Source organism: Kitasatospora sp. SUK 42 (genome assembly GCF_015776785.2).
Lineage (GTDB): Bacteria > Actinomycetota > Actinomycetes > Streptomycetales > Streptomycetaceae > Kitasatospora.
The window spans coordinates 848957-866085 of the sequence record NZ_LFMD02000007.1 but is presented as its reverse complement, the minus strand read 5'-3'; the positions used below and the strand labels follow the sequence as shown (position 1 = coordinate 866085).

The window sequence follows — 17129 nt, the reverse complement described above, 5'->3', positions numbered from 1 at the left end:
GCCCGGCCGGTCGGCCGGCCGGGCCCGTGCTCAGCCGGTGGACTGGACCTCGTACGGGGCCGGATAGCGGGTCTCGTACGGGGCCAGCACCAGCCGCACCACGTCCTCCAGCCGCCGCCGGGCGTCCCCGAGGGTGGTCCGCCCGGTCACCCAGGCGGTCAGCTCCCCCTGCCAGGCGTGCGCGACGATGTGCCGTACCAGCTCGCTCGCGGCGGCCGGCACCTCGCCGGTCACCGCCTGGAGGGCGGCGCTGTCGGCCCTGGCCATGCCCTGCAGGGCCTCGCTGGCGAAGGGATCGGTGGAGGCGGCGACGGCCACCCGTAGCCGGGCCAGTTCGGGCTGCCGCTGGTAGGCCCGCATTCCGCCCCGGACGAACCGGACCGCCCGGTCGGTGGCCCCCAGCCCGGCGCGCGGACCGCGCAGTTCGGCCACCAGATCGGCCAGCAGCAGGCGATGCCACTCGGCGATCGCCGCCGCCAGGAGGTGGTCCTTGGAGGAGAAGTAGCGGTACGCCGTCCCCAGGGCGACTCCGGACCGCTCGCAGACCTGCTTCATCTGCAGCCGCTCGACGCCGATCTCGTTCACCAGGGCGAGCGCGGCCGCGATCAGGCTTTCGCGGCGTTCGAGTTGACGCGGAGACATCGCCTCCACCGGTCGTGGTGACAGGTCAACCTTGGTCACCCGCACCATGATACGGGCCGGGGCCGCTCAGGAGTATGACGCCGACCGGCCCCCTTCCGTTCGCCCGGCGGCCACCGGGGCATCTCGGCTAGGCCAGCCTGCGGATCAGCGCCTCCTGGACGGCGGAGGCCACCAGCCGGCCGTCGCGGTCATAGAACTCGCCGAGCGACAGCCCCCGGCCGTCCGAGCAGGACGGGCTGCGCTGGGCGAACAGCAGCCACTCGTCGGACCGGAACGGGCGGTGGAACCACATCGCGTGGTCCAGCGAGGCGATCAGCAGCCGGGGCGCCTCGGTGCGCTGGAAGAAGTTCGGCTGCTCGTGCAGCCCGGCGGTGGAGGCGAGGGTGAGGTCGGACAGGTAGGTGAGGGCGCAGGTGTGCAGCAGCGGGTCGGCCTCCGGCAGCGGGGTGATGATGCGCAGCCAGACGAACTGCTGCGGCATCCCGGGGACGGCCGGCGGCAGGCCCGGCGTGTCCTGCGGGACGAAGCGCAGTTCGAGGTCGCGGAAGCCTCCGGAGCTCCTGATCGCCGCGCGCAGTTCCTCGTCCCAGTGCGAGAAGGCGTCGGGCAGGGCCTCCGGGCCGGGCAGCGGCGGCAGCTCGCGGTGGCGGTCGCCGCCGGCCGTCTCGGGGTGCTTGAAGGACGCGGTGAGGCTGAAGATCTCGTTCCGCTCCTGCACCGCCCGCACCCGGCGGGTCGCGTAGGTGACGCCCTCGCGCAGCCGTTCGACCTCGTAGACGATCGGCCGGGTCGGGTTGCCGGGCAGCAGGAAGTAGCCGTGCAGCGAGTGCACGGCGCGCTGCCCGTCGCAGGTGCGTCCGGCGGCGGCGAGCGCCTGGGCGGCGACGTGGCCGCCGAAGGCGCGCATCGGGGCGCCGGCGTGGCAATGGCCTCGAAACGTGTTCTCGTTCAGCTGCTCGATTTCCAGCAGTTCGGCGAACGGGGTGGTCGGGCTGGGTGCCTGCTCGGCCGGAAGCTGCTGTTCGGTCAGGTCTGTCACGGGCCCATAGTGGCAGAAGCCGGTCGCGCCGTGGTGTGACCCGGGTAACGTTCACCGCTGCTCGAAACGTATAGAACGTGTTCCATTCCCGCTCTGCTCCGACGGCTTGTCAGACCCGTCACCTAGCGTGCTCCGCATGACGCAATCCGCACACGGGTACGCCTACCTGCGTCCGTCGGCCGTCCTGGACGGTGCCGACGGGCGGCGCCTCGACCTGGCCACCTCCGGCGGCGCCACCCCGCTCGGGGCGGCCGCCAACCCGCGCTTCTTCACGGGCTTCCTGGCCGACCCGGCGCCGGCCGCCGCCGCGCTGCTCGCGGTGGCGGACGTCGCCGCCGCCCGCTACCACCAGCCGCGGCTGCGCGCCTCGCTCGACCCGGTGGTCACCGCCAACGGGGACCGGCTGCGCTTCGAGTCCTTCTCCGGCTGCTGCGGCGTCTACGCCCGGCTCGACGTGCTCGCGGCCGGGCTGGACGGCGACGAGATCGGCCACGGCACCACCAACGTGGACGTCAACGACCCGCTGCGGGAGGCGCTCACCAGGATCGGCCCGGCCGACCCGCTGCACCTGGCGGTCGGGCCGGACGCACTGGAGGTCACGACCTTCGACGGCCCGCTGGTCGAACGGAAGGTGCCGCTGCCGGAGCGCTGGCTGCGCGGCTTCGCCGAGACCCAGGTGGTCGCCGCGGGCTTCGAACCGCGCGCCGAGCTGCCCGCCGCCGAGGCGGTGCGCTTCCTGCGCTCGCTTCCGCGCGGCGGGCGCGGCGGCGTCGGCTGGGTCGTCCCGGCGGGGCGGACGCTGCGGCCCACCACCCGCCCGGTGCCCGGCGCGGTCTGCCTGCCCGGGCCCGAGCGGCTGGTCGCGCTGCAGCGGGTGCTGCGGCACGCGCTCGCCCTCCGGGTGTACGCGCCGGTCTCCGCCGGGGAGCCGACCGCCTCGGCCTGGGAGGTGGTGCTGCCCGGCATGCGGCTCACCCTGACCCTCTCGCCGGACGCCTCGCGCGGCTTCTCCGGCGAGGGCGGGGTGCTCGGCGCCCTGGCCACCGAGGCGGCCGAGCGCGACGCCGACCTGGTCGCGGTGCTGCTCGCCTGGGAGCCGCGGATCGAGATCGCGGAGCTGGCCGAGCAGGCCGGGATCGGCGCCGAGCGGGTCCGGGCCGCGCTCACCCGGCTCGGCACTGCCGGGCAGATCGGCTACGACACCGCCGAGGCCGCCTACTTCCACCGCCAACTCCCGTACCGGGCCGGGCACGCCGAGGCGGCCAACCCCCGGCTGCGGGCCGCCCGGGAGCTGGTCGCGGCGGGCGCGGTGCGACTGGAGGCGGACGGCGCGACGGCCGTCGTCACGGTGGACGACCACATCCAGCGGGTGCGGACGGACGCGGCGGGGCGGGTCGGCTGCACCTGTCTGTGGTGGGCCAAGTACCGGGGCGGGCGCGGGCCGTGCAAGCACGCGCTGGCCGTCGGGATCGTCCGGGAGTCGGCGGGGGCCGAGGGGTGAACGCGATGGAGGACACGGTGGGCGCGGACGGCGGGGCGGGCGCAGAGGGCGGGCTGGACGCGGAGGGCGGGGTGGAGGAACTGCTCGCGGCCGTCCGGGCCGGGCGGCTGGCGCGAATACCGGAGCTGCTCGCCGGCCTGGACCAGGCGCGGCGGCGGGCCTGCCTGCCCGCGCTCAAGGACCTGCGCAAGGAACTGCGCGGGGACTGGTCGCAGGACCTGACCGACGTCAGGGGCGCCCTGCTGGCCGCCGGGGTCGGCTGCCACTCCGGTCCGGCCGCCGCCGCGCGCTGGCTCGGCGCCGACGACCTCCGCGTCCGCGACTGGGCGCGCCACCCGGTGCTGCACGCGGTGGTCGAGGCGCAGCCGCAGGAGTGGCAGATCGAGGTGGCCCGGCGGCTCGCCGAGCGGCCCGCGCGGGCCTGGACCTGGTCGATGCACCCGCTCGCCGAGGCCGTCGTCCGGCGTACCGGCTGCGCGGCGCCGGTGAGCGAGCCGTTCGTCCGCAGCTGGATGGAGGGCAAGCTCGACGTCGGCGGCCCGCGCCCGACGCTCGCCGAACAGCTGCGGGCCGACCGCCTGACCCCGGAGCTGGCGCCCCGGGTACTGGACCTGGCCGACGTCGGCGGCTCGCTGGCCAGACGGCTCAGCCCCCGGCCGGGGGACGTCTGGACGGAGGCGATCGCCGAGCTGGCCGCGACCGGCGTCCTGGACCGGACCGAGCTGATCGACCGCTCGCTGGCCCGGCTGCTGCGCGGCGGCAAACCGGCCGACCAGCGGTCCTTCCTGGAGGTGCTGCGGGCGCTCGACCCCGCGCCCGAGGAGTACGCGGCCCGGGTCCGGGACCTGGTCGCGCTGCTGGACGGCCCGTCGACCGTCGCCGGGCACGCCCAGGGGACGCTGGCGGAGCTGGACGAGGCCGGGCTGATCGAGCCCGAGGCGCTCGTCGAGGCCTCGGCGGTGGTGCTGTTCCGGGCCGAGAAGAAGCTGGTCCGCGCCCAGCTGGGCTGGCTGGAGAAGGCCGCCCGGCGCGCGCCGGAACGCTCCGGCCCGGTGGTGCTCGCGGCGGCCGAGGCCTTCGGACACGCCGACCCGGGCGTCCAGGAGCGGGCCCTCAACGTGGTGGCCCGTCACCTCCGGGCGGCGGGGGAGGCGGTGCTGCCCGAGCTGCGCGCCGCCGCCGAGACGCTGAACCCCGTCCACCACCCGAGGGCAGGCGAACTGTTCGGCGCACCGGTCGGCGGCGACCTGCCGACCGCTGACGAGGACGAACTCCTGCCGCCCGCCCCCGAACCGCGCCCCCTCGGGGCGCCGATCGGCTCGGCGGCCGAACTGGCCGAGGAGCTCTCCGCCCTGCTGGCCGGCCGGGAGGAGGACGTCGCGGCCTTCGAACGGGTGCTGGACGGGCTGGTCCGGCAGGCCCACCTGGACCGGGAGGCACTGGTCGAGGCGCTGGAGCCGGTCCGCCGGACGCACCCGTGGAACGGCACCATCCGGTGGATGGACACCATGCCCCGGGACGTCCTCTACGTGGTGGCCGCGGTGGCGGGCGAGACGCCGCCGCGCCGGCTCTGGGACCTCCTCGGCGGCAAGGGCCGCTCCCCGCTGCGCGGCCCGCAGACCACCGTCCACGGCGAGGTGCTCGCCGCCCGGCTGGAGGAGGCCGCCTGGCAGGTGGCCTCCGACCGGCCGCCGTACCTGCTCGCCACCCCGACCCACGCCACCGGGGCGCTCGCGGCGGACGTGCTGGTCGAGCGCCTCGCCGGGTACGAGGCGGCCGGGGTGGTGCCGGGCCGGGCCGACCTGTGCGCGGCCCTGCTGCGGGTCGGGCCCGCCGCGGACCCGGAGGTGCTACGGGCCGCCGAGGCGCTCACCTCGCCGGCCGGGCGGTGGCTGGCGCACTGGCTGCGCACCGGCGGCCTGCCCGGGCAGCCGTCCGAGCGGGTGCTGTTCGCGCCCGGCCGGGGCTCCAAGCGCGGCCGCCACTACGCGGAACGCTGGTGGGAGGACCTGCAGCGGATCGTCGTCGCCCAGCCCGGCATCGGCACCGGGCCCAAGGGGCCGGACGGCGAGCGGCTCGACCGCGAGTTCCGGGCGCTGCTGGAGCCGACCGAGCCCAGTGTGTCCCGCGCCCGCAAGGTGTACGACTGGGCCTGGCGGCCGATCACGCACTGGACCGCGATGCTGCCCTGGCACCGGGAGGAACTGGCCGCCCGCTGGCTCGACCACTTCGCGCTGGGCGCCGACCGGGACGAGCGCGGCGCGGGCCGGCTCCTGCCGCTCCTCGCCGAGTCCGGCGGTCCGGCCGGGCTCGCGGTGCACCTGGCGCTGGCGTACGGGCTGGGCGCCCGGCACGCCGAGGACCGCACCGGGGCCGTCGACGCCCTGCTGGTGCTCGCCGCGCGGGGGGAGCTGGACGGGGCGCTGCTCGGGCGGGAGCTGGGCGAGCTGGTGGCCCGGGGCACGGTCAAGCCGGCCCGGCTGGCGACGGCGCTCGGCCTGGTGGCGGAGACCGGCGCGTACCGGACGGCCTGGTCGGTGCTGGGCGCGGCGCTGCCCGGGCTGCTGGGGGCGGCCGACCCGTCCGCACGGGGTCTGGGCGACCTGGTCGCGCTCGCCGCCGACTGCGCCCGGCGCACCCGTGCACGGGGGCCGGTGGCCGAGGTGACGGCGGTGGCCGAGCGGGGCGGGTCGAGCCGGCTGGTGAAGGAGGCCCGGGTGCTGCGGGACGTGCTCGCGGGGTCGGGTGCTGACGGCTGACGGCTGACGGGTTTCAGCGAACAGATTTCAGCTGACAGAATCTGAAATCTGTTCGCTGAAGTCTGTTACCTGTTCGCGCGCCTCTGCTCGGCCCGCCCCCGTCCCCGTCCCCGCTTCGGCGCCCGCCGTCCCCGCCGCCGCACCCGTCCCCGCCGCACCCGCGCGCTCCGCGACCAGCGGCTCGATGCCGCGCGGCGCGGCGGCGACGGCGCGCCACCACAGGCGCAGCGCGGGCGGGTCGGCGGGCTCGAAGGGCTTGCCGGGGCGGGGGACCGCGAGCCGGGCGCCGAGCGTCTGGGCGGCGGTGACGACGCGTTCGGCCGGTTCCTCCCAGGGGTGGATGGCCAGGTTGAAGGTGCACCAGTGGATCGGCAGCAGCAGCTCGCCCCCCAGGTCCAGGTGGGCCCGGACGCCCTCCTCGGGGGTCATGTGCACCTCGGGCCAGAACTCGCTGTACGCACCCACCTGCATCATCGTCGCGTCGAAGGGCCCGAGCCGCCGCCCGATCTCCGTGAAGCCGGGGAAGTAGCCGGTGTCCCCGCTGTGGAAGATCCGGCGCCCGCCGCCGGCCACCACCCACGAGGCCCACAGGAACAGCGCGCTGGTGCGCGGTCCGCGGCTGCAGTAGTGGCGGGCGGGCGTGGCGGTCAGGGTCAGCCCGGCGACCTCCGCCGACTCCCACCAGTCCAGCTCGACGATCCGCCCGGCCGGCACCCCCCAGTGCTCCAGGTGCGCCCCGACCCCGAGCGGTACGGCGAACACCGCGCCGCTCCCGATCAGCACCCGCACGGTGGCCATGTCGAGGTGGTCGTAGTGGTCGTGGGAGATCACCACCACGTCCACCGGCCCGAGTTCGGACAGCGGCAGCGGCACCGGGTGCAGCCGCTTGGGCCCGGTCCAGGCGAACGGCGAGCAGCGCTCGCCCCAGACCGGGTCGAGCAGGACGCGCCGTCCGCCGATCTCGGCGAGCACGGTGGCGTGCCCGAGCCAGGTGAGCCGCAGTCCGGACTCCGGCGGCGCGGCCAGGTCGACGGGGAGCAGCCGGTGCACCGGCACGGCGGCGGCCGGGGTCCGGCGGGTCTTGTCCCCGCCCAGCTGGGCGCGGGTGATCTCCAGCGGGCTGCGTTCGTAGACCAGGCGGCGGGTCGGCACCGGGTTGCGGAAGGCGCCGTCGACGAACTGCGGCGAGCGGCGGATCCGGGCCAGCCGCTCGCCCCGGGGTTCGGCCCCGAAGGCCTCGGTCCGGACCCGGTGCCAGGCCGCGCGGGGCAGTCCGGCCAGGCCGGGGACGGCCCGGTCGGCGGAGGGCCCGGCGGACGGCGGGACGAGCTGTGAGGTCAGACCGGCGAGGCGGGAGAACCACGGGGCGGGGCGGGGCACGGCTCCTCCAGGGACGGTCACGGCTACCGAGCGGGCCGGGGCGCGCACCCCAGGGGCAGTTGAGGCCACTGTGGCACGACAACCATCTCGTCGGAGGTTACTCGCCGTGGCCCGTCCGGACCTGGTGGGGAGCCCGGCGCGGTCCGTTCGGCGTACCCGCCACCAGGTGTTGGGATTGCGGCGTGTCGAGACCCCCGCGTGCTGAGACCCTGCGTGCTGAGACCCCGGCGCCCCGGTGCCGCTACGCGTAGAAGCGCGTGATCGTCTCCGCGACGCAGTGCGGCTTGGCGCTCTGCTCGCTGGTGATGGTGAACCGCACCACCGCCTGGACCCCGCCCGGCACCTCAGTGGCCGACACCAGCTCGGCGGTGGCCCGGATCGCCGTGCCCACCGGCACCGGGGCGGGGAAGCGCACCTTGTCCGAGCCGTAGTTCAGCGCCATCCGCACGCCCTCGACCCCGTAGCACTCCTTGGCCAGCACCGGGATCATCGACTGGGTCAGGTAGCCGTGCGCGATGGTGGAGCCGAACTGGCTCTCCTTCGCCCGCTCCGGGTCCACGTGGATCCACTGGTGGTCCCCGGTGGCCTCGGCGAAGAGGTCGATCTGCCGCTGCTCGATGGTGTGCCACGAGCTGGTGCCCAGTTCGGTGCCGACGGCGGCGGTCAGCTCGGCGAGGGAGGCGAAGGTCGTCACGGTGCGCTCCTGGAGGGGACGGGCCCCGGGGAGGGGTCAGGACGCCGGAAGCGTATGCCTACCCGCTGGTATCTGTCAGGAGCAGCGGAGGAACCGGGGCGACGGCCGCTCAGGGCCGCAGCGCGGTGCGCCCCAGCGTGCCCTGTCCGAACTGCCCCGTCGGGAACAGCCTCCGGCCGCTGACCAGCTCCGGCACCAGCGCGATGAACAGCGGCTCGGGATCCCCCACCCACGGCCGCAGCCCGGAGCGCAGCACCCGCCGGACCTGTTCGGGGTCGCGCACCGCGTCGGCCCGCCCGTGCACCAGCACGCTCCACCCCGTACGGGTGACCGGATCCAGCATGTCCGCCTGGAAGGCCACCACCGTGCCGTCAAGCCCGCGCGCGGTGGCACTTCCCCGGCGCACGGCGAGCACCAGCCGCCCGTCCAGGACCTCGAAGGAGACCGGCAGGACGGCCGGCAGTGCGTGCTCGGTGTACACCACGCGCCCGACGGGCACGGTGCTGAGCAGCCGCAGGCACTCGGCCTCGCTCAGGGTCTCCACACGGTCCTCACGCTCCATGCGTCCGATCGTCCTCGGTCGGCGCGCGCGTCGATAGGGCCCATGGTCCCTGAGCGGACGGGCCGGGAGCCCCGTCGGCGTCCGCCCGGAGCGGTAGCCTGCCCCGCGGCGGACCGGTGTGACCGGTGTGGACGGTACCCGGTGCGGCGCGGACCCGTGCCGCACCCGGGCCGGTGAGGGAGGGGGCGGACGGATGGCCGGCGGGGTCGATCTGGTGGTGATCGGGGCGGACGGCGGGCCCGACCGGGCGTACGGCGGCTCGGCGCAGGCGCCGGAGGGCGCCAGGCTGCTGGCCGAGGTGCTGCCCGGGATGTTCTTCGACACCGGGGCGGCCGGCTGCCGGGTCACCGCCACGGCGCCGGACGCGGACGCCAACGCGCTGCTCACCGCCGTCCGGAACGCGGCCCAGCACTCCGGCCGCTGGCTGGTGGTCTGCCTGGTCGGCCAGCTGGTCGCCGACCCGCGCGGGCGCCGGCTCGCCCTGGTCACCGGCGGCAGCACCCACGACAACGCCTACCGGCGCGGTCTGGCCTGGGACTGGGTGGTCAGCGCGATGGTGCACGGCGACCACGAGGAGGCGCTGCTGCTGGTCGACGCGGTGGCCGACCGGGACGCCTGGGCGGCGCTGGAGCGCGACGGCGAGGACACCGCGGGCGAACTGCTCAGCTACTCCCGGGTCCCGCTGTGGGGCCGGGTCGGCCGCTACACCCCGGGCAGACGCGGCCGGGACGCCGTACGGCCGGGGGGTGAGGGATCGTTCAGCCGGGCCCTCACCACGGTGCTGCGCCACGGTGTCCCGGGTGCCCCCGCGGCCGTCGCCCCGCTGGACCTCCAGCCCGCCGTCGCCGGGCTGCTCGACGGGGGCGGCGCGGCCGACGCCGCGTCAGGCGGTTCGGGTGCGCCGGGCGCGCGCCTGCTCCTTCCTCCGCACGGCGGGCGCCTGTTGATGCGAAATCGGGCCGCGGTTCGGGGGGCATTGGCCGGATTGTCGCTTTCCGAAGAACTGTTGGCCGTTCTGTGGCGCGAAAGTGCCCCGACGGAACCGCCTTCCGCGTAAGGTCAGGTGGCCTGAGGTGTTGCCGTGATGGGGTGGGTTGGCGAAGAATCGATCCCCAGCGGAAACACCGGCGGGACGGCGGAATTCTCCTGGCGGCCGTGGATCACGGATCGGCTCGGTCGCGACGAGGTGGGGCGATGCGGCAGCGCGGAAATGTGTTGCGCCCTGGGGCGGTTGGGGTTGGTGGGGCGGTTCTGGTGTTGCTGCTCGGCGCTTGCGCGAGCGGTGGTGCCGGCGGTTCCACCGATCGTCTCGGGTCGGCTGCACCCACTGTTGCGGGAGTGAACCCGTTAACTCCTTCGAGTGGTTCGGTAAACGCCACGATCGCGCCGACCGAAGGCCCGGAAGGGGCCAAGGGGCGGCTGGCCGTGAAGACGTATCAGGACTGGTGGCAGGCCCAGGCCGAGGCCTTCGGGCGTACGGATTCGGACGGCGCCCCACTGGAGGCGTACTCCTCCGGGCGGGCCCTGTCCGACGCCCTGGTGGGCCTGCGCCAACTCCACGACGCCAAACTGGTGATGACCGGAACGCCGCGGAATTCGGCCGTGGTCAAGTCCATTGACCTGAAAGCCGATCCGCAGACCGCCGTGATCGAGGACTGCGTCGACCTGTCGGCCTGGCGCCGTGTCGATGCCGTCACCGGGGCCGCGAAGGAACCGGCCGACCGACTGAACCGCTATGTCGCGACCGCGTCCCTGCGCTGGTTCCAAGCGCATTGGCTGATCTACGACTTCAAGCGGGAGGTGGACCGGACATGCTGAACTCACGGAAACCGGCCCGGCGATTCGTGTTCGCCGCATCGTTGTCCGCCGGGTTGTTGTTGTCCTCGGCGGTGACCGCGACGGCGGACGAACCACCGGACGCCGGCGCCGAACAATGCGCCCCGAGCGTGATCTGCACGCACGCCGGGAGCGGGGGGAAGACCCCGGCCCCCCGTCCCTCCCAGGGCGGTGGCGGCGGTGACGACGGCGGGCCGCAGGTGTGCAGCTACCACGGCACCCAGTGGGCCTGCTACGACCCGGAGCGCGGCTACTTCAACAGCGACAACGGCTGCTACTTCCGCCCGCTGGACAAGCAGCCCCCCGAGGGCGATCGTGCCTGGGAGGGGCACAAGTCCACGGACGGCGCGGTCTACTCGAAGGTCTGCCCGCAGACCGACGGGGGGCAGGGCGGCATGGAGACCGTGTTCGTCAGCAACGCCGCGGGCGCGACCCAGGTGGTCGACCTGACCGTCCAGGGGAAGCTGCTCGCCGGCCGGATGGCCTTCCCGACCCCGGTGGCGAGCGTCGCGCCCAAGGACACCGCCGTGGTGAAGGCGCCGGTCTGGCTGTGGGCGGAGGGCATGACGGCGCCCGCGCCGAGCTCGCTGGCCGTCCCGGGCGCGTCCGTCACCGTCACCGCGCGGCTCAAGGGCATGACCTGGGACTTCGGCGACGGCATGAGCGTGGACTGCGCCACCGCCGGGACGCCGTACGACCCCAAGTACGGCGCCGCCAAGTCCCCGGACTGCGGCTACGAGTTCCCGGTCGGCTCGGGGAGCAGGAAGGACGGCGTCTTCAACGGCACGGTCACGGCGAACTGGCAGGCGCACGTGGTGATCACCGGGCCGAACCCGAAGACCTTCGACCTCGACATGCCGCGCGGGGCCGACCTCGCGCTCAGGGTCGCCGAGATGCAGGTCCTCAACTGACCCCGCCACGACGGCGATCAGGCCGCCGAAGGGCCGACCGGCGATCCGACGGGCGATCCGACCGGCAAGCCGACCGACGAGCCGACTGACGATCCGGAAGCGAACGAGGGAAGGGCGGAACCCGGTGGACAACCGTACATTCGCGACGCCGGGATCCGGCACGGCCGCAGGCGCCGCGGTGTCCGTGGCGGTGCCGGATCAGCAGGACCAGAACCAGGGCCGGGGCGGCCGGGGGCGGGCCGCGCCGCACGCGCCCGGCCGGACGATGCGGGCCCGGCGCCGGCGCCCGGCGATGCTGGCGATGGCCGTCGCGCTGATCGCCGCCGGCGGCCTCGGCGGCGCCGTCCTCTACAACAGCACCGGCCAGCGGGTCGCGGTGCTGGCGCTGGCCCGGGACGTGCCCTGGGGACAGGTGATCACCGAGGACGACCTGGTGGTGGCCCGGATCGCGGGCGACCCGGCGCTGCGGCCGTTGTCGGCGCAGGACCGGGGCAGGGCGGTCGGCATGAGGGCCGCCACCGACCTCAAGCGCGGCGCGATGCTCACCGGCTCCGACCTCGCCCAGGGCCTGTCGGTGCAGCCCGGGCAGATCGTGGTCGGGGTGTCGGCCAAACGCACCCAGCTGCCCGCCAGCCGGCTCCAGCCCGGGCAGCAGATCGTCGTGGTCAACACCCCCGACAACGGCCGGCCCGACTCGCTGGCCGCGACGGTCATCACGGTCGGCCGGGTGGACACCGACGGCAGCCAGGTGATCGACGTGGCGGTCGGCACGGCGGACGGGCCCCGGCTGGCGCAGTGGGTGGCCGGCGGGCGGATCCAGGTGCTGCTGGCGCCGCGCGCCGGTTCGGCGGGCGGCGCGGCCGCCCCGGCGCCCTCCGCCACCCCCGCGTCCCCCGGTTCCCCCGCCTCCCCGGCGGCCACCCCCGGCGGTGCGCCGGCCTCCGGCGGAGCCTCCGGCACGCCCGCGCCCCCGGCCGGGACGGGCGGCGCCTGATGGCGGTGATCGCGGTGGTCGGCGGCCCGGGCGCCCCCGGCGCGACCACGACCGCCCTGGCGCTGCTGCTGGCCTGGCCGCTCCAGCCCGGCCGGCGGATCCTGCTGGTGGAGGCCGACCCGGACGGCGGCGCGGTGCTCGCGGGCGCCCTGGAGGGCCGGGTCGAGGCGGTGTACGGGCTGCGCAACCTGGCCGTCGCCGACCGGCGCGGGCTGCTCGCCCAGACCATCTGGGAGCAGCTGATCGACCTCTCGCCCGAGGGCGAGGCCGAGCGGTTGCTGCTGCCCGGTCTGACCGACCCGGCCCAGGCCCCCGGCCTCGCCTACACCTGGGAGCCGCTCGCCGAACTGCTGCACGGCATCGAGCAGCAGGGCTACGACGTCATCGTGGACCTCGGCCGCTCCGGCGCCACCGGGACCAGTGCGGTGCTGGCCCGCCGCGCGGACGTGGTGGCGGTGACGGTCCGCACCACCCTGCGCGGGCTGAGCTCGGCCCGCCCCCGGGTGTCCGCGCTCGCCGAGGACCTGGCCGCGGGCGGCACCGGGTCGGACGCGCTCGGGCTGCTGCTGGTCGCCGAGGGGCCGTACTCGGGGGCCGAGGTGTCGCGCGAGTTCGGCCTGCCGGTGCTCGGGGTGCTGCCGCACGCGGCCCGTACCGCGCGGGTGCTCTCCGACGGCGGCGACACCACCGACCGGCGGTTCATCCGCTCCGAGCTGATGCGCACGGCGCGTTCGGCGGCCGACGAGGTGCAGTTGCTGATCCGCCGACGGCGGCAGCGGCTGGCGCCGAACGCCGCGCCCGCGCCCGCACAGCTCTCGGCGCCCGCCTCGGTACCGACACCGACACCGACACCGACTCCGATACCGGCGCCGGTCCAGGCCCCGCCGGTACCCGTCCCGCCGACCGTCCCCGTGCCCGGGCCGGTTCCCGGGCCCGTCCCGCCGTCCGCACCCGCGCCCGCGCCGAGCCCACACGGGCAGCCGGCCTACGAGCAGCCCGCCTACGGGCAGCCCGGGTACGGCCAGCAGTCGTACGGGCAGCAGTCGTACGGCCAACCCGCCTACGGCCAGCAGTCGTACGGGCAGCACGCCTACGGGCCGGGCGAGGCCGAGCAGCCGTCCTACACCCCGCCGGTGATCACCACCGGCCCGGTCGCTCCGCTCGCCGGTCTGGCGCCGCAGCCGGCCGCACCGGCGCCGTTCCCGGCGCACGTCCAGTCGGGGGCGCCGGACGGTGAGGGCGGCCAGTACGGCCAGTACGCGCTCCAGGAGCCGATAGTGACGGATGGTCAGTTCAACGGTCGGCAGTACCCGCACAACCCCGGGGAGGTGCTCCGTGCGCGGTAGCCCCCTGCACCAGCACCCGACGGCCGACCCGGCCGCCCTGCCCTGGTCCACGCCCTTGCCGGCACCCGCCCCCGGGCCGGTCGGCGTACAGCCGCAGCAGCAGCCGCACCAGCCGCAGCAGCCCCAGGCCTACCGGCCGGGCCCGGTCGCCCCGGCCCCCGGTGGCGCCGCCGGGCCCACCGCCGTGCCCTCCCAGCTGCCCTCGCTGGACCTGCGCGGCGCCGCCACCCGCCCGGCCGTCGACCCGCAGGTCGCGCGCGAGCTCAAGCGCCAGGTCGCGGCCGAACTGCACCAGCAGATCAGCCGGTTGACGACCGCCTCCGGCTCCGAACCGGACCGCGCCACCCGCCGACAGCGCGGCCGGGCACTGATCGAGGAGGCCGTCGCCCGCTGGTCCGACGCCTACGCGCAGACCCACGGCATCCCGCCCACCCGGGAGCAGGACCGCGCCCTCTCCGAGGCCGTCTTCGACCTGCTGTTCCGGGCCGGCCGGCTCCAGCCCTATCTGGACGACCCGGAGATCGAGAACATCCTGATCAACGGCTGCGACGACGTCTGGGTCTCCAAGGTGCACCAACCCCTGCGCCAGGTACCGCCGGTGGCCGAGAGCGACGCCGAACTCGTCGAGCTGCTCCAGGACCTCGCCCGCCAGCACGGCGGCGGTGAACGCAGCCTGTCCACCGCCAGCCCGACGCTGGCGCTGCGGCTGGAGGGCGGCATGCGTCTCCAGGCGCTGACCGAGGTGACGCCCCGCCCGTACGTGGCGATCCGACGCCACCGGGTGGCCTCCGCGACCCTGCCCGAGATGGTCGAACTCGGGACCCTGGACTCCACGTTGGCCGCCTTCCTGGCGGCCGCGATCCGGGCCCGGAAGAACGTGATGATCACCGGCACCCAGGGCGTCGGCAAGACCAGCCTGCTGCGCGCGATGGCCGCCGAGATCCCGCCGGACGAACGGATCGGCACCCTGGAGTCGGAGTTCGAGCTCTGGCTGCACACCCTTGGCCACCTGCGCCAGGTCGTCCCGATGGAGGCCCGCGAGGGCAACGGCGAACGCGTCGAGGGCCGCCTGGCAGGGGAGTTGACGATCGGCGACCTCATTCCGGCCGCGCTGCGGATGACGCTGTCCCGGATCATCGTCGGCGAGGTCCGCTCCGGCGAGGTCGTCCCGATGCTGCGGGTCATGACCAATGGCGAGGGCGGCTCCATGTGCACCCTGCACGCCCGCGGCCCGCAGATGGTCGTCGACCGCATCGCCGAACTCTGCCTGGAGTACGGCTCGCACATGACCGACTCGCTCGCCTACCGCCTCACCGCCAACGCCCTGGACCTCATCGTGCACGTCACCATGGTCGACGAGACCGCCGTCGGCGGCCGCCGGCACCGCTTCGTCTCGCACGTGCTGGAGGTCACCGGCCTCGGCGAGAGCGGCCGGCCCGCGCTGAACACCGTCTTCGGCCCCCGGCCGGACCTCGGTGAGCCGCGGGCCGTCCCGCACACCCCGCCGCAGTGCCTGGACGACCTGCGCCGGGCCGGCTTCGACGCCTCGCTGCTCGACTCCCGGTACGGGAGTTGGGCCACCCCGCTGCACCTGCGGATCGGTGGTGGCGCGCGGTGATGCTGCTGTTCGCCCTGTGCGGGCTGGCGGTCGCGGGCGGCCTGGTCGCCCTGGTGGCCTGGGCCCGCGGCAGCGAGCCTGCCGACGAGGACGAGACCGCCCGGCGGGACAACCCGCTGGCCGACCGCGCCCACGTCTTCTGGTACGGCGCCCCCGGCACCGCCTCGATGCGGATGGTGCGGTTGCGCCGCGTCCAGCTGCCGATCGCGCTCGCCGGCGCCCCGCTGGCCTGGCTGTTCACCGGCATCCCGCTCACCGCGCTGCTGGTGCCGCTGGCCGTCTTCGGCCTGCCCTGGCTGTTCGACACCACCCGCCCGGACACCCACCGGATCGAGCGGCTGGAGGCGCTGTCCGAGTGGACCCAGCGGATCGCCGACGTGCTGCTGCTCGGTGTCGGCCTCAACCAGGCCATCGTCACCAGCCGCCGCACCGCCCCCGCCGCCCTGGAGGACGAGATCGGCGAACTGGCCGCCCGGCTCCAGGCCCGCTGGCGGCCCGAGGAGGCGCTGCACGCCTTCGCCGACAGCCTGGCCGACGCCACCGCCGACAAGGTGCTCGCCGCCCTGGTGCTGCGCGCCGGGGACAGCGGCCCGGGCCTGGCCCGCACACTCTCCGACATGGCCGACTCGGTGCGCGAGGAGGTCCGCCAGCGCCGCGCCATCGAGGCCGACCGGGCCAAGCACCGGACCACCATCCGCTGGCTGGTCGGCATCATCGTGCTGGTCGTCACGATCGGCTCCTTCAACACCGAGTACACCCGCCCGTACGGGACCTTCCTCGGCCAGATCGTGCTTGCCGTGGTCGCCGCCCTGTTCGTCGCGATCATCGCCTGGATGCGGGCGCTGGCCTCGCACCCGCCGGTGCCCCGGCTGCTCACGCCGGACCGGCGCAGCAGGGGCGGCCGGCGAGGCGGCCAGGTCGGCGAGGCGGAGCCGGCCGAGCAGCTCGGGGAGGTCCGGTGATCTCCCCCTGGTCCGTGCTGGCCGGTGCCGCCGCGGCGGGCGGTGTCGCCCTGCTGATCGCCGAACTGCGGCCCGCGCCACCCGACCTGAGTCAGGCGCTGGACCGGCTGCACCGCGCTCCCGCCGACCGGCAGCAGGACCCGGACGAGCGGCCGCGCTGGTACGACCGGATCGGCGAACGCTCGCTCACCCTGCGGGGGGTCTCCATCCCGCACCGCGAACTCGCCCTGATCGGCCGCAGCCCGGCCCGGTTCATGGTGCACAAGCTGCTGTTCGCCGCGATCGGCCTGGTGCTGCCCGCCTACCTCGGCGCGATGGCCCTGCTGATGGACGTCGGCCTGCCCTTCGCCCTGCCGCTGGTCGCCGGGCCCTTGCTGGCCGGCCTGCTCTTCTTCGTCCCGGACGCCATCGTGCGGGGCGAGGCCAAGGAGGCGCGCACCGAGTACCTGCACGGCATCGCCGCCTACCTGGAACTGGTCGCGCTGGAGCGGGCCGCCGACTGCGGCCCCGCCGAGGCGCTGCGCCGCGCCGCCTCGGTCGGGCAGGGCACGGTGTTCCGCCGGATCCGCGACGCCCTGGAGCGCGCGGCCACCGACCGGCTCCCACCCTGGGCCGGACTCGACGCGCTGGCCGCGGAGTTGGGGCTCAGCCCGCTCCAGGACGTGGCCGACATCATGCGGCTGTCCGGCACCGACGGCGCCGCCGTGTACGACACCCTGCGGGCCCGCGCCAAGGGGCTGCGCGGCGAACTGCTCGCCGAGGACCTCGCCCGCGCCAACGCCGACAGCGAGCGGATGGTCGCGCCCGGGGCCGCGCTGACCCTGCTGATGACCGTCCTGATCGTCTTTCCCGCGCTCCACCAGATGCTCAACTGAAGCCCGTCCC

Annotated in this window: 15 protein-coding genes; 10 read left to right on the top strand and 5 right to left on the bottom strand. The window is 75.4% G+C overall.

Going from position 1 to position 17129, the window contains the following annotated elements; genetic code table 11:
- Nucleotides 1–30: 30 nt before the first annotated feature.
- Nucleotides 31–681, bottom strand: a complete 651-nt coding sequence (locus tag RZ50_RS25510) for a TetR/AcrR family transcriptional regulator (protein WP_196949271.1) — start codon at nt 679–681, stop codon at nt 31–33.
- Nucleotides 682–769: 88 nt separating this feature from the next.
- A complete protein-coding gene (locus tag RZ50_RS25505; RefSeq protein WP_308272248.1) occupies nt 770–1681 on the bottom strand; it encodes an acyl-CoA thioesterase domain-containing protein in 912 nt (303 codons plus the stop codon).
- Between the two features lie 136 nt (nt 1682–1817).
- Here RZ50_RS25505 and RZ50_RS25500 point away from each other — a divergent pair, with 136 nt between their 5' ends.
- On the top strand, nt 1818–3182 hold the full coding sequence (locus tag RZ50_RS25500) for an SWIM zinc finger family protein (protein WP_217680848.1): 1365 nt from the start codon (nt 1818–1820) through the stop codon (nt 3180–3182).
- A gap of 5 nt (nt 3183–3187) precedes the next feature.
- Nucleotides 3188–5941, top strand: coding sequence for a DUF6493 family protein (locus tag RZ50_RS25495; protein ID WP_196949133.1), 2754 nt, complete (start codon nt 3188–3190; stop codon nt 5939–5941).
- A gap of 27 nt (nt 5942–5968) precedes the next feature.
- Here RZ50_RS25495 and RZ50_RS25490 read toward each other — a convergent pair whose 3' ends face one another.
- From RZ50_RS25490 to RZ50_RS25480, 3 genes are all read right to left on the bottom strand, one after another.
- The gene (locus tag RZ50_RS25490) at nt 5969–7222 is read right to left on the bottom strand and encodes an MBL fold metallo-hydrolase (protein WP_196949135.1); all 1254 of its coding nucleotides are present in this window, start codon (nt 7220–7222) and stop codon (nt 5969–5971) included.
- Between the two features lie 340 nt (nt 7223–7562).
- Nucleotides 7563–8015 (bottom strand): MaoC family dehydratase, encoded by a 453-nt coding sequence (locus tag RZ50_RS25485; protein ID WP_196949132.1) that lies wholly within the window; start codon nt 8013–8015, stop codon nt 7563–7565.
- 109 nt (nt 8016–8124) lie between these two features.
- Nucleotides 8125–8577, bottom strand: a complete 453-nt coding sequence (locus RZ50_RS25480) for a pyridoxamine 5'-phosphate oxidase family protein (protein ID WP_196949131.1) — start codon at nt 8575–8577, stop codon at nt 8125–8127.
- 193 nt (nt 8578–8770) lie between these two features.
- On the opposite strand from RZ50_RS25480, the gene RZ50_RS25475 reads away from it, so the two are divergent.
- From RZ50_RS25475 to RZ50_RS25440, 8 genes are all read left to right on the top strand, one after another.
- Nucleotides 8771–9634, top strand: a complete 864-nt coding sequence (locus RZ50_RS25475) for a hypothetical protein (protein ID WP_196949130.1) — start codon at nt 8771–8773, stop codon at nt 9632–9634.
- Nucleotides 9635–9831: 197 nt separating this feature from the next.
- A complete protein-coding gene (locus RZ50_RS25470; protein WP_196949129.1) occupies nt 9832–10395 on the top strand; it encodes a hypothetical protein in 564 nt (187 codons plus the stop codon).
- 128 nt (nt 10396–10523) lie between these two features.
- Entirely contained in the window at nt 10524–11324 is an 801-nt protein-coding gene (locus RZ50_RS25465) for a hypothetical protein (protein ID WP_196949128.1), read from the top strand.
- Between the two features lie 190 nt (nt 11325–11514).
- Complete coding sequence (locus RZ50_RS25460; RefSeq protein ID WP_217680847.1) at nt 11515–12318, top strand: SAF domain-containing protein; 804 nt, start codon at nt 11515–11517, stop codon at nt 12316–12318.
- On the top strand, nt 12318–13664 hold the full coding sequence (locus tag RZ50_RS25455) for a hypothetical protein (protein ID WP_196948901.1): 1347 nt from the start codon (nt 12318–12320) through the stop codon (nt 13662–13664). Before RZ50_RS25460 ends, RZ50_RS25455 begins: the two co-directional genes overlap by 1 nt.
- Nucleotides 13654–15282: a CpaF/VirB11 family protein gene (locus tag RZ50_RS25450; protein ID WP_308272244.1), complete on the top strand. Its 1629-nt coding sequence runs from the start codon at nt 13654–13656 to the stop codon at nt 15280–15282. The genes RZ50_RS25455 and RZ50_RS25450 overlap by 11 nt, the downstream gene beginning before the upstream one ends.
- A complete protein-coding gene (locus RZ50_RS25445) occupies nt 15282–16244 on the top strand; it encodes a type II secretion system F family protein (RefSeq protein WP_196948899.1) in 963 nt (320 codons plus the stop codon). Before RZ50_RS25450 ends, RZ50_RS25445 begins: the two co-directional genes overlap by 1 nt.
- Nucleotides 16241–17119, top strand: a complete 879-nt coding sequence (locus RZ50_RS25440) for a hypothetical protein (protein WP_196948898.1) — start codon at nt 16241–16243, stop codon at nt 17117–17119. The genes RZ50_RS25445 and RZ50_RS25440 overlap by 4 nt, the downstream gene beginning before the upstream one ends.
- Nucleotides 17120–17129: the final 10 nt, after the last annotated feature.